This window comes from Halomonas denitrificans, from assembly GCF_003056305.1.
GTDB lineage: Bacteria > Pseudomonadota > Gammaproteobacteria > Pseudomonadales > Halomonadaceae > Halomonas > Halomonas denitrificans.
In genome coordinates this window covers 66749-78080 of sequence record NZ_PYVX01000009.1, presented here as the reverse complement: position 1 = coordinate 78080, position 11332 = coordinate 66749, and the positions used below count along the sequence as shown (strand labels likewise).

Annotated in this window: 17 protein-coding genes and 1 rRNA gene; 7 read left to right on the top strand and 11 right to left on the bottom strand. The window is 71.0% G+C overall.

Annotation, left to right across the window (positions count from 1 at the left end; genetic code table 11):
- Positions 1–99: ribosomal RNA gene (gene rrf, locus C9F13_RS16905) — 5S ribosomal RNA — on the top strand; the annotation flags it as partial.
- Positions 100–391: 292 nt separating this feature from the next.
- Entirely contained in the window at positions 392–592 is a 201-nt protein-coding gene (locus tag C9F13_RS16900; protein WP_108447416.1) for a hypothetical protein, read from the top strand.
- A gap of 142 nt (positions 593–734) precedes the next feature.
- Here the strand turns inward: C9F13_RS16900 and C9F13_RS16895 are convergent, their stop codons facing one another.
- Positions 735–1541 carry a Tim44 domain-containing protein gene (locus C9F13_RS16895; protein WP_108447415.1) on the bottom strand — a complete coding sequence of 269 codons (807 nt, stop codon included), beginning with the start codon at positions 1539–1541 and terminating at the stop codon, positions 735–737.
- A 123-nt stretch (positions 1542–1664) separates the two neighbouring features.
- Here C9F13_RS16895 and C9F13_RS16890 point away from each other — a divergent pair, with 123 nt between their 5' ends.
- Positions 1665–2240, top strand: coding sequence for an isochorismatase family protein (locus C9F13_RS16890; protein ID WP_108447414.1), 576 nt, complete (start codon positions 1665–1667; stop codon positions 2238–2240).
- A gap of 18 nt (positions 2241–2258) precedes the next feature.
- Here the strand turns inward: C9F13_RS16890 and yaaA are convergent, their stop codons facing one another.
- Positions 2259–3038, bottom strand: coding sequence for a peroxide stress protein YaaA (yaaA, locus tag C9F13_RS16885; RefSeq protein WP_108447413.1), 780 nt, complete (start codon positions 3036–3038; stop codon positions 2259–2261).
- Between the two features lie 298 nt (positions 3039–3336).
- Between yaaA and C9F13_RS16880 the strand changes: the two genes are divergently transcribed.
- The gene (locus C9F13_RS16880) at positions 3337–3897 is read left to right on the top strand and encodes a tetratricopeptide repeat protein (protein WP_108447412.1); all 561 of its coding nucleotides are present in this window, start codon (positions 3337–3339) and stop codon (positions 3895–3897) included.
- Positions 3898–3946: 49 nt separating this feature from the next.
- Positions 3947–4447 (top strand): hypothetical protein, encoded by a 501-nt coding sequence (locus tag C9F13_RS16875; protein WP_108447411.1) that lies wholly within the window; start codon positions 3947–3949, stop codon positions 4445–4447.
- 87 nt (positions 4448–4534) lie between these two features.
- On the opposite strand, the gene C9F13_RS16870 is transcribed toward C9F13_RS16875, so the two are convergent.
- From C9F13_RS16870 to C9F13_RS16845, 7 genes are all read right to left on the bottom strand, one after another.
- A complete protein-coding gene (locus C9F13_RS16870; protein ID WP_108447410.1) occupies positions 4535–5089 on the bottom strand; it encodes an LOG family protein in 555 nt (184 codons plus the stop codon).
- Positions 5090–5203: 114 nt separating this feature from the next.
- A complete protein-coding gene (locus C9F13_RS17820; RefSeq protein WP_281261082.1) occupies positions 5204–5326 on the bottom strand; it encodes a hypothetical protein in 123 nt (40 codons plus the stop codon).
- A 61-nt stretch (positions 5327–5387) separates the two neighbouring features.
- Positions 5388–5909 (bottom strand): DUF501 domain-containing protein, encoded by a 522-nt coding sequence (locus tag C9F13_RS16865; protein WP_108447409.1) that lies wholly within the window; start codon positions 5907–5909, stop codon positions 5388–5390.
- A complete protein-coding gene (locus C9F13_RS16860; RefSeq protein WP_108447422.1) occupies positions 5878–6207 on the bottom strand; it encodes a hypothetical protein in 330 nt (109 codons plus the stop codon). Before C9F13_RS16860 ends, C9F13_RS16865 begins: the two co-directional genes overlap by 32 nt.
- A gap of 94 nt (positions 6208–6301) precedes the next feature.
- Positions 6302–6772, bottom strand: coding sequence for a Cys-tRNA(Pro) deacylase (gene ybaK / locus C9F13_RS16855; RefSeq protein ID WP_108447408.1), 471 nt, complete (start codon positions 6770–6772; stop codon positions 6302–6304).
- A complete protein-coding gene (locus tag C9F13_RS16850) occupies positions 6769–7176 on the bottom strand; it encodes an acyl-CoA thioesterase (RefSeq protein WP_108447407.1) in 408 nt (135 codons plus the stop codon). Before C9F13_RS16850 ends, ybaK begins: the two co-directional genes overlap by 4 nt.
- 58 nt (positions 7177–7234) lie before the next feature.
- A complete protein-coding gene (locus tag C9F13_RS16845; RefSeq protein WP_108447406.1) occupies positions 7235–8062 on the bottom strand; it encodes a hypothetical protein in 828 nt (275 codons plus the stop codon).
- Between the two features lie 54 nt (positions 8063–8116).
- Between C9F13_RS16845 and C9F13_RS16840 the strand changes: the two genes are divergently transcribed.
- Complete coding sequence (locus C9F13_RS16840; RefSeq protein ID WP_108447405.1) at positions 8117–8458, top strand: hypothetical protein; 342 nt, start codon at positions 8117–8119, stop codon at positions 8456–8458.
- 13 nt (positions 8459–8471) lie between these two features.
- Here C9F13_RS16840 and C9F13_RS16835 read toward each other — a convergent pair whose 3' ends face one another.
- Positions 8472–8903, bottom strand: coding sequence for a hypothetical protein (locus C9F13_RS16835; RefSeq protein WP_108447421.1), 432 nt, complete (start codon positions 8901–8903; stop codon positions 8472–8474).
- Between the two features lie 42 nt (positions 8904–8945).
- Between C9F13_RS16835 and C9F13_RS16830 the strand changes: the two genes are divergently transcribed.
- Positions 8946–10124 carry a MalY/PatB family protein gene (locus tag C9F13_RS16830; protein WP_108447404.1) on the top strand — a complete coding sequence of 393 codons (1179 nt, stop codon included), beginning with the start codon at positions 8946–8948 and terminating at the stop codon, positions 10122–10124.
- A 108-nt stretch (positions 10125–10232) separates the two neighbouring features.
- Here the strand turns inward: C9F13_RS16830 and C9F13_RS16825 are convergent, their stop codons facing one another.
- Positions 10233–11168 (bottom strand): co-chaperone YbbN, encoded by a 936-nt coding sequence (locus tag C9F13_RS16825; protein ID WP_108447403.1) that lies wholly within the window; start codon positions 11166–11168, stop codon positions 10233–10235.
- Positions 11169–11332 lie beyond the last annotated feature (164 nt).

Below are 11332 nucleotides of genomic sequence, written 5' to 3'. Positions count from 1 at the left end.
ACGGGAACCACCTGATCCCATGCCGAACTCAGCAGTGAAACCGATCAGCGCCGATGGTAGTGTGGGGCCTCCCCATGCGAGAGTAGGTCATCGTCAGGCACCTATTCCGAGAAAACCCCGAGCTCAATGAGCTCGGGGTTTTTTCATGCGCGGGTGTTTTTTGGCGAGCGATGAGCGAGCGGAAAGGCGCACGTTCCGAGCGCCGGAGACCGGCGCCTCCCCATACGACAACGCCCCCGCCTCAGTCGAGGCGGGGGCGTTGTCGTATGTGGGCCTGGGAGAGGGCGGGGGAGGCCAGTGGTGTGGGCTCGGTTGGCAAGGAGGCTCCGTTGCGGCTACGGTGAGGCGGGTACGAGCATCACGGACTAATCTGTCTCAGGAGGAGAGGATCATGAAGAAGAGCATGCTGCTGCGCAGGCTGGGCCTGGCCCTGTTGATCGCCATGCTGGGCGCCGGCCTGGCCGCCTGTGAAGAGGAGGGCCCGGCCGAGCAGGCGGGAGAGAACATCGACGAGTCCATGGAAGAGATGGGCGAAGGCGTGGAGGAGATGGGCGAGGAGCTGGAAGAGGCCGCCGAAGACGCCCAGAACTGATGGCACGCCGCTCTCCCACGGCGCCTCGCGGCCAGCGGGTGGCCAGGAGGGTGGCGAGGAAGTCATGACACGAGCGTCATGGCAAAGGAAAGGCCGGGCAGTGCCCGGCCTTTCGCGTGTCGGTTCGAGGAGCGGCGAGCGATCAGCTCGGGTTCTGCTCGATGCCCTGGAGGTACCAGGGGGCACCGTCACGCAGCTGGCGAGTCAGGTGCCAGGTCTCGTTGAACTCGGTCTCCTCGCCATTCTCGGCGATGATGCCGTGGAAGATCACCGTCGCCTCGGCCTCTTGGCCGTGCTCGCGGATATCGCCCAGCTCGGCGAACAGGCGCACGATCTCGGTGCGGTTGTTGGCCGGCTGGCGGTCGCGTTCCTCGCGCAGCAGGTTGTAGAGCTCCGGGGTCACGTACTCCTGGATGCCGGCGAAGTCGTTGTTGTCCCAGGCGCGCTGCAGGGTCATGAAGTGCTCCTTGGCACCGCCCAGGAAGCGTTCGCGGTCGAACCATTCGGGCTCCGAGGCGAGTCCGCCGCCCATCGGCGCGCTCGCGGCCTGGAAGGCCTGGGGGCGCGCCGGTGCCTCCTGGGGAGCGGGCCCGCCCGCCGTGGCGGTGCGCCGACGGCTGGCGAACAGCCGGAAGAGCAGGAAGGCCACGCCGGCGACCAGCAGGATATCCATCAGGCGCAGCTCATCGAAGGCGCCGCCGAAGAACAGCGCGGCGAGCAGGCCGCCGGCCAGCATGCCGCCGAGCATCCCGCCCAGGCGGGATTTCGGACGGGTCTGGGCGGTGCGAGTGCCGGCGGCGTCGCGGCTGGTGGTGGCGGCCGGCTGCTGCACGGTGCGCGACTGGCTGCCGAAGCTCTTGCCGCCGCCCAGGCGGCGGGCATCGGCATGGTCCACGGCGAGGCCGAAGCCCAGCACGCCGACCATGAGCATGACGAGAAGGTGACGCATCGGGGGAATCTCCATCGGGGAAGGGGGATGAACCGGGAAGAATCGGAAGTTTCCATTCTAGCGGCTATGCTGGTCGGCCACGACAACTAACCGCGTCACCCGAGCGAACCAAGGAGTCCGACCATGCGCCTGTCACGAGAGAAGAGCCTGCTGCTGATCGTCGACCTGCAGGCCGGCCTGCTGCCGGTGATCGAGCACGGCGAGCAGGCGGTCAGCGAGGCGGCCTGGCTGGGGGGGCTGGCCGGCTCCCTGGAGGTGCCGGTCTGGGTCACCGAGCAGTATCCCCAGGGGCTGGGGGGCAGCGAGCCCCGCCTGCTGGAGGCGCTGCCCGAGCATCGCCTCTGGCAGAAGTGCCATTTCGGGGCCCACGACGAGCCGGCCTTCGCCGAGGCCCTGGCACAGAGCGGCAGGCGTCAGGTGGTGCTGTGCGGCACCGAGGCGCATATCTGCGTGATGCAGACCGGGCTCGGCCTGCTCGAGGCGGGCTATGAGGTCTTCTGGCTGGTCGAGGCGACCGCCAGTCGGCGCGCCGGCGAGGCGCGGCTGGCGAGGGAGCGGATGACCCAGGCCGGTGCGGTGGCGGTGAGTGCCGACATGGTGGCCTACGAGTGGCTGGAGCGCTGCGACGACGAGCGCTTCAAGCAGGCCCACCGTCGCTTTCTCAAGGGGCGCTCGGCGCGCCCCCTGACGTTTCGTTGAGCGTCCGGCCGGGCGGTCTCAGGCGGCGCCCTCGGCGCGGGTGAAGACCAGGGTGTCGCCCTCGGAGAGGGCGGGGTCGAAGGCGTAGCCGGCCACGTCGAAGTCCTTGAGGCCCTCGGGGTCGTCCAGGCGCTGGTGGATCATCCAGGCGGCCATCAGGCCGCGGGCCTTCTTGGCGTAGAAGCTGATGATCTTCAGCTTGCCGTTCTTCTCGTCCTTGAAGACCGGGGTGATCACCCGGGCGGCGAGCCGTTTCGTGTCGATCGCCTTGAAGTACTCGTTGGAGGCCAGGTTGACCAGCACCGGGCTGCCGCTGGCGGCCACGGCGCGGTCGAGCTCGGCGGTCAGCGTCGCCTTCCAGAAGGCGTAGAGGTCCTTGCCGGCCGGGTTCTCGAGGCGGGTGCCCATCTCCAGGCGGTAGGGCTGGATCAGGTCCAGCGGGCGCAGCAGGCCGTAGAGGCCGGAGAGGATGCGCAGGTGCTCCTGGGCGAAGGCGTTGTCGCCGTCATCGAAGCGGTCGGCCTCGAGCCCCACGTAGACGTCGCCCTGGAAGGCCTGGGCGGCCGGCTTGGCGTTCTCCGGGGTGAAGGGCGTGTGCCACTCGGCGAAGCGCGCGGCGTTGAGCCCGGCGAGCTTGTCGCTGATGCCCATCAGCTCGCTGAGCCGCTGGGGCGAGTAGTCCCGCAGGATCTCGATCAGCGCCTGGCTCTTGTCGAGGTGATCCGGCTGGGTGTGCCGGGACGTGGTGGCGGGGGTCTCGAAGTCCAGCGTCTTGGCGGGCGAGATCACGCTCAGCATGGGGGGCTCCTGTCGCGAAAGGGTGGCCGGATGGCGTTGGCCGCCAGTATATCAACTCGCGCGCAAGCGATGGGCTATCGGGCGGATAGCCCCTCCCTGCCGCGCTTTTCGGGGAGCGGCCGCAGGCCCCCGGCGGTGCGACATCCCGCCAGGGTTGAGTCACCGACGGGGCGCGCGTATGCTTGCCCTCCCAAAGCCCCGGCGGAGCCCGGAAGGCCATCGCTTATTGCCAGGAGGGAAGCCGGACACAGGGGTGTGGCCGGCATCCCTCCGCTTCACTGGACGCAGGGTAGTTGCCATGCCAGAGGCATCCTCACTGTTCACCCGGCTCGAGTACCGGCTTGCGCAGCAGCTGTTCCATATTCGCTGGCTGCCCCGTTCGCCGCGAACGCAGCGCCTGACCATGCACCTCTTCCAGCGCTGTGCCGATGCCGGTCATCCGGCGGCGCTGGCGCAGTACGGTCACATGCTCTTCCACCGCGGCGTCAGTCCCCAGGACAAGGCCCGCGGGGCGCGCTACGTGCTCGAGGCCGCCCAGGCCGGGGATGCCAAGGCGCAGTACCAGGCGGGCCAGATCCACGAGCACGGCTGTGCCCAGTACCCCCGTCGTGACGACCACGCCGTGACCTGGTACGCGCGGGCCGGCGAGGCGGGCCACCCCCTGGCGGCGACCCGGCTGGCCCGGGCCTATCGCCATGGCGAGCTGGCCCTGCCGGTGGATCTCGAGAAGGCAGGGCACTGGCAGGCCCTGGCCGACCGCCTGGCCGGCTTCGACGAGGCGCCGGAGGACGGCGCCGAGCCGTCGAGTGCCCTGGAGGCCCCTGCAGTGGACAAGGCCGGAGGCGAGACGCGACACTAGGCCTTTGCCGCGACGGCACCGGCCACTTCGACCAAGGACTCTCCCGCCCGTGACGCTACCCACACTGCTGGATATCGAGGCGTCCGGCTTCGGGCGCGGCAGCTACCCCATCGAGATCGGCCTCGCCCGGGCCGATGGCAGCACCTGCGCCTTCCTCGTCCAGCCGCTGGACGAGTGGACGCACTGGGATCCCAAGGCCGAGCTGCTGCACGGCATCAGCCGCGGCCGGCTGCAGCGCGAGGGGCATCCGGTGCGCCAGGTGGCGCGCTGGCTCAACGACGAGCTGGGGGAGGTCGGCATCGCCTACAGCGACAGCTGGGGCTACGACAACACCTGGCTGTCGCTGCTCTTCCATCATGCCGGCATGCTGCCGGCCTTCCGTCTGGAGGCGCTGCGCATCCTGCTGAGCGAATCCCAGCAGGCGCTGTGGAGCCGCACCAAGGAAGCCCTCATCCTCGAGCGGGACATCCATCGGCACCGCGCCGGAGAGGATGCCCGCCTGCTGCAGCTCACCTACCAGCGCACCCTCGAGCTCACCGCCGACGCCTGAGGCGCCGATACGCGGCCGTCGGCTCATCCGCACCTACCGCCCCGCCCCCTGGCCGGCCGCTTCGACGGCGGGTGCGCGGGCGCTCGCTCAGGCGTCGCGGGCCAGCCGGGCCTCCAGGGCGTCCAGCAGCGCGACGGGATCGTCGGCATCGATCAGCTGGGCCCGGGTGCGGCCGTTCAGGAAGCCCTGCTCCACGGTGCTGTCGAGGAAGGTCAGCAGCGGGGCATAGAAGCCGGCGCTGTCGAGCACGCCGATGGGCTTGTCGTGCAGGCCCAGGTAGTGCCAGGTCCAGGCCTCGAAGAGCTCCTCCAGGGTGCCGATGCCGCCGGGCAGCGCGATGAAGGCGTCGGCGTGGGCGGCCATGCTGGCCTTGCGCTCGTGCATGTTGCGCACCCGCACCAGTTGGGTCAGGCCGTGGTGGGCCTGCTCGCGCTCGACCAGGTGGTCGGGCATCACCCCGATCGCTTCGCCGCCGGCGGCCATCACGGCATCGGCCAGGCGGCCCATCAGGCCGACGCGGGCGCCGCCATAGACCAGGCCGTGGCCGCGGCGGGCGAGCTCCTCGCCGAGCCGCTCGGCGGCCTCGAGGTGTTGCGGGTCGCGGCCCTCCCGGGACCCGAGGTAGACGCAGAATCTCGACATGCTCTTCTCCTTGGCAGGGCCGTTATCCTAGCGGTCCGGCCCCGGCGCCGGAAGCCCCGGCCCGAAAACGCGAAGGGCGCCTCCAGGGCGCCCTTCGTGGTCGTGATGGCCGGCTCAGCGAGCGCCCGAGGCGTCGCGCTTCATCGCATGGCGCAGCAGCTTGATGCCCACGCCGCTGATGACGAGCATGCTGGCGATCAGCGCGAGGCTGGCAATCACATGGGTGTCCAGGTACATCCGGGGTCTCCTGTTGTGTTATCGATACGTCGGGAAGGGGGACGGTCGGCCGAGGGTCGGCTCACGGCAGGCAGTCGGCGACGGCGTAGTGCTCGTCGAGCCACTGGCCGATGACGTTCTCGCCGCACAGGTGGTGTGCATACTGGGTATGCAGGCAGCGCACCTGGTCGCGGTTGGCGATGCCGCCGATGCCGCGCGCGGTGAGGACGCCATCATACCCGAGGCGGAAGACCTCCGCCTTCTGCGCCTCGCTCATGTAGGCCCAGCGGGCCGCCACATAGGCGTCGTGGCTGCGGTGGTAGGCGGCCAGGAAGTCGGGGTCCTCCTGCAGGCGGGTCTCCAGCTGCTTGATCACCCCGGCGGCCTCGATGTGCGAGATCTCGATCTTGAGACGCTCCGAGCAGAGCCAGTAGAGGGTCGGGAACGGCTTGCCATCGACGATGGGCGCCATGCGCAGCACCAGCGGAGTGCCCTCGCCGTCGGTGGCGGCCAGCGCCTCGATGCCGCGGGGGGCGCGGCCGAGTTGCTCGGCGATGATGGCCAGCTGGCGCTCATCGGGGGCCTGGTCGCTTCGGATCACCATCGTCGTTGTCCCGTACAAACTTGTTCGAGTGCCCCACGGCCAGGAAGAAGGCGCGATTGAGCTGCTCGGGGGTGGGCACGTAGCGCCACTCCCGCTCGCAGTACTCGCCGGCCCTCGCCATCAGCACGTCGTAGAGGCGGTTGAACGGCGCATCATAATCGTAAGGGTCGGCGCCGAACAAGCGGATGTGCGGATAGTCGGCGAAGCGCTCGAGGAAGTAGCGTTGCAGGTCGGCCTCGACGGCGCGATGGCGCGGGGTGTCGTCCGGGTCCAGCCAGAGGGTGTAGCGGATGGCCATGGGGGCTCCCGTCGGTGGAGGGCTGTGGGGATTTGACCGCGGCGCGCCGGGTTCGGCTCGGGGCGTCGCGCCATCCCCTCGCGCAAGGCCCCGCTCAGCGCCGGGCCAGCGGCGCCTCGCGGGCGCCGGTGAGCCGCGCCAGATCGCCGGGGGCGAGGCGGATCTCCAGCCCCCGCCGGCCGCCGCTGACGTGGATCGCCTCGCGGGCCCGGGCGCTCTCGTCGAGGAAGGTGGCCAGGCGCTTGCGCTGGCCCAGCGGGCTGATGCCGCCCACCACGTAGCCGGTGGCCCGTTCGGCCTCGGCGGGCTCGGCGAGGCTCGCCTTGCGCGCCCCGGCGGCCCGGGCCAGGGCCTTGAGGTCGAGCTGGCAGGGCACCGGCACGATGGCCACCACCAGGCGACCGTCGTCGAGGCGGGCGAGCAGGGTCTTGTAGACCTCGTCGGCCGGCAGGCCCAGGGCCCGGGCGGCCTCCTCGCCGTAGGCGGGGGTGCGCGGGTCGTGCGCGTAGCTGTCGAGCTGGAAGGGCACGCCGGCCTTCTCCAGCGTCTTCACGGCCGGGGTCATGCGTCTGCCGGCTCCTCTTGGCGATGGGCCTCCAGGGCCTCGCGCAGCGCGCCCTCGATGGGTACCGCCTGCTTGGTCGCGTGATCGAAATGCACCATCACGGTATGGCCGAGGTTGGTCAGCTTCCCGTCCTGTCGGGCCTCCTGGCTCACGGTGAAGGAGCTGTTGCCGAGCCGCGAGACGTAGGTGCGGATCTCGATCTCGCGGCCGTACTGCAGCTCGGCCCGGTAGTCGACCTCCATGCGCGCCATGATCAGCCGCCACTTGCGCGGGTCCAGGTCCGGCGTGAATAGCCGGAAGAGGTCGTTGCGGGCCAGCTCGAACCAGGCCGGCAGTCGCGTGTTGTTGACGTGACCCAGGGCATCGGTGTCGTAGAAGGCGGGTTCCACGGTGCGAACGAACATCGGCGGTTTCCTCGTGAGCGTCTCGAAAGGGACAGCTTTGCCCCGAGCAAGCGCTCGGTCAAGTGCTGGTGCTGGGCTGCCGGGTCTTCCGACGCGAGGCGAGCCAGCCTTGCAGGCGCGTCCAGGTCAGCAGCCAGGCGGTGGCGACGACGAAGCCGGCCAGGGTGCCCACCAGCAGCCCGAAGCGCTCGTAGGTGTAAGAGACGCAGAGCGCATAGCTCAGTAGCGAGCCGAGCCCGGCCGGGTAGTGCTTGATCACCGTGGCCACCGGTGCGGCGCCGTGGGTCAGGTGCAGGATCACCAGGAAGGGGTACATGGTCACCGGAAAGGCGGCCATGACCCCGGCCCAGGCGGCCGGCATCACGTGGGCGAGGCCGGTGATCAGGAAGATGATGCCGGCGGCCAGGGCGGCCCGCAGGCCCAGCGCCGTCCAGCTGAAGCCGCCCCGGGGGCCGGCCGCGGTGTCCGGGACCCGCCGGTAGAGCCGGAGGAAGAGCGCGATCGCCGCCAGGGTGGTGAGGGTGCCGGTCAGCCGGGTGAACTCCACCTGGGTCAGCAGCAGGCTCACCGCCAGCCAGGCGACGAAGCCGCCGGCGCTGCCGGCGAGCACGCCGGGCATGCCATCGCGCCGGGCGCACAGCAGGTAGCCGCCGCCCAACGCCAGGGTGGCGCTGAAGCCGGCCAGGGTGTGCACGGCGCTCTGGGTGGCGAAGGCCGGCGAGATTTCCAGGCCGATGAAGAACAGGGCGATGGCGGTGCCCAGCGGGTAGCCGGAGAGCAGGCCGGCCACCCGGGTGCTGACGCGCTCGGCGACCATCGAGAGCCCGAGCACCACGCCGATGGAGACCGCCAGCTTGGCCAGCTGCCAGGAGAAGGGAACGTCCATATCGTATCTGGGTCCTTGTGATCAGGGTAAGACGAGTCGTCGAGGAGACGCGCCATGGCCGGTCATGAACTCTCGCCCCCGCCGCGCCCGGAGGCCTGCGAACTCTGCGCGCGGGCGGCGCCGCTGACCAAGCACCACCTGATCCCGCGGTCCCTGCACGGCAAGGCGCGTTACCGGCGCCGCTTCGACCGGGCCGAGCGGCTTACCGCCATCCTCTGGGTCTGCCACGCCTGCCACCGCCACATCCATGCGGTGCTCGGCGAGCGCGAGCTGGCCGAGCATTATCGCAGACGCGAGGCCCTGTTGGCCCATCCGCAGATCCAGGCCTTCGTGGCCTGGCTCTCCACCAAGCCGGCGGGCTTTCGGCCCAAGAAGCGGGCCGCCCGCCGCGGCTAGGAGCGGTGCGGGCTCACACCAGGCGCAGCCCCTTGAGGTCGGTCCAGGCGGCCCGGAGGGGGGCGGCCAGCGGCTCGCGCAGGTGCTCGGGCAGCGCCTGCTCGGCCGCCTCGACGCTCTCGACATCGCGGTTGCGCAGCCAGCAGTAGGCCCAGGCGCAGGCCTCGTCGTCGCTGGCCGGCACGGGACGAGCGGGCATCTGCACCAGCAGGAAGGTCGCGGTGCGCGCCGCCCACAGCGGCGGCTCCTCGTCGTCGGAGCGGCTCCAGGCGGCGAGCGTCTCGCCGCTGGGAGTCTCCTCCGGCAGGCCGATGCGGGTCACCCGGGCGGTCTCGGCGAGCAGCAGCGCCAGGCGATCGGCATCGCCTTGGCCGAGGGTCAGCCACTGGGCGACCAGGTCGGGCAGGCCGCGGCGCACCTTGGCATAGAAGCCGTCTTGCGGCATGGTCGTGGTCATCTTGTTGGCCTTCTGGAGCGGGAACTGCACATGGAATTCGATTTTGCCACGCCCGTCGAGCGTCGCCACCCGCCGGAGGGTGACTGGCCCTCCCAGAAGTGGCATCGCTACGGCGAGGAGGTGCTGCCGCTGTGGGTCGCCGACATGGACTTCACCTCGCCGCCGGCGGTCATCGAGGCGCTGCAGGCGAGGGTCGCCCACGGCGTCTTCGGCTACGGCCAGGTGCCCGAGAGCCTCCGGCAGGCGCTCTGCGACTGGAGCGCCGAGCACTACGACTGGCCCATCGAGCCGGCGTGGCAGCTGTGGCTGCCGGGCGTGGTGCCCGCCCTGCACCTGGCGAGCCTGGCGCTCACCGCGCCGGGGGACGGGGTGCTCACGGTCACGCCCATCTACCCGCCCTTCCTGCATGTCGCCGAGCGCACCGGCCGCCTGCCCCAGCAGGCGGCGCTGCGGGCGCCGGCGGCGCCCGGCGAGCCCTGGCGACTCGACCTCGAGGCGCTGGAGGCGGCGATCACCCCCGAGACCCGGCTGCTGCTGTGGTGCCAGCCCCACAACCCCACCGGGCGCGTCTGGACGCGGCAGGAGCTGGCGGGGCTCGCCGCGCTGGTCGAGCGCCACGACCTGCTGGTGGTCTCCGACGAGCTGCACTGCGACCTGCTGCTCGACGAGGGGGCCCGCCATGTGCCCCTGGCCGCCGCCTTCCCCGAGCTTGCCTCGCGCACCCTGACCCTCTGGGCCCCCTCCAAGACCTTTAACCTGGCGGGGCTCACCACGGCCTGCGCGGTGATCCCCAACGCCGAGCTGCGCAGGCGCTTCGCCGCGGCGGCCAAGGGCCTGCAGCCGGACGGCAACGTGCTCGGGCTGGTGGCCGCCGAGGCGGCCTATCGCCACGGCGACGCCTGGCGCCGGGCGCTGCTCGAGACGCTGCGCGACCATCGCCGGCGGCTGGTCGAGCGGGTGGCGCGCTGGCCGGGGGTGACCCTGAGCGTGCCCGAGTCCACCTACCTGGCCTGGCTGGACCTGCGCGAGACGCCCGCTCTGCGGGGCAGCGAGGCCTCTCCCCAGCGCCTGCTGCTGGAGCGGGCGGGTGTGGCGCTCTCCGACGGTGCCGACTTCGGCTGGCCGGGCTTCGTGCGGCTCAACTTCGGCACCACGGCGAGCCAGCTGGAGGCGGCCCTGGAGCGCCTGGACGCCGTGCTGGCGGGCTGAGCGCTGGGCAACGCGACAAGGGCCCGACGACGACGGCCGCCCCAAGGGGGCGGCCGTTTTTCTTGCGGGCCTGGCGTGGAGCGCCCTCGGCGTGGTGGCTCCTGGCGCTCAGTAGAGCAGGGCGAAGAGCTTGCGGCGGTAGGTGACCGTCAGCGGGTGATCGGCGCCGAGGGCGTCGAAGGCCTGCAGCAGGGTGCGGCGGGCGGCATCCTCGCCGTAGGCGCGGTCGCGCTTCATCAGGGCGAGCAGGGCCTCCAGGCCGGCCTCGTACTGGCCGTCGGCGAGCTGGCGCAGGGCGCGCTGGAACTGCGCCTCGCTGTCGTCGCGCTCGCCCAGGGCCGCCAGCTCCTCGGCGGAGGGCGCCTGCTCGCCGAAGGCGATGCTGGCGCGCACGCCGCGGGCCGGGGCGGCGTCGCGCTCCTCCGGCGGCAGGTTGTCGAGCAGCTCGCGGGCCTGGTCGGCCTCGCCGTCGGCCACCAGGGCGCGGGCCAGCTCCACCTGGTAGGGCGTGTGCTGGGGGTACTGCTGGATGAGCTCCTGGTAGATGCGCCGGGCGGTGGCGGCATCGCCGGCGGCCAGGGCCTCGGCGGCCTGATCCTCGGGCGCCTGGGGGGCCTCCTCCGGGGCCGGGAAGTAGCGGCCCAGCCACTCGCGGACTTGCTTCTCCGGCAGGGCGCCCTGGAAGTGATCGACCAGGCCGCCCTGGCTGATCAACTTGACGTCGGGCGCGCCCTGAACACCCAGCTGGGCCGCGATCTCCGGTTCCTGGTCGATGTCCAGGCGGCCCAGCAGGAAGGCGCCCTGGTATTCCCGTGCCAGCTTTTCCAGCACCTGGCTCAGCTGCTGGCTCGCCGCCTCGCTCTGGCTGTGGCAGTCGAGCAGCACCGGTACCTGCATGGAGGTCTCGAGCAGCTGCTGGACGTTGCTGCGATCGACATCGAGGACGACGTCGGCCTGCTGACCGTGGGCGGGCCCGGCATGGCGCTCGCCGGCAGAGGTGTCGGTGGTGAGCGGCTCACCGGTGCGGGGATCGACGATGGACATGGTGACGGTAGCCTTGATACGGGATGAGTTTGCTCACTAGATGCGGGCCGCCGGTGGCGACTTCAAGGGCCGGCCGGCGATGGGCCCCTCGTGGCATCCCGATGCCCGCGTCCCTTTCATCAGCGAGCGGCTATGCTGCGATGAAAGGCGTGGCATTGCCGCGC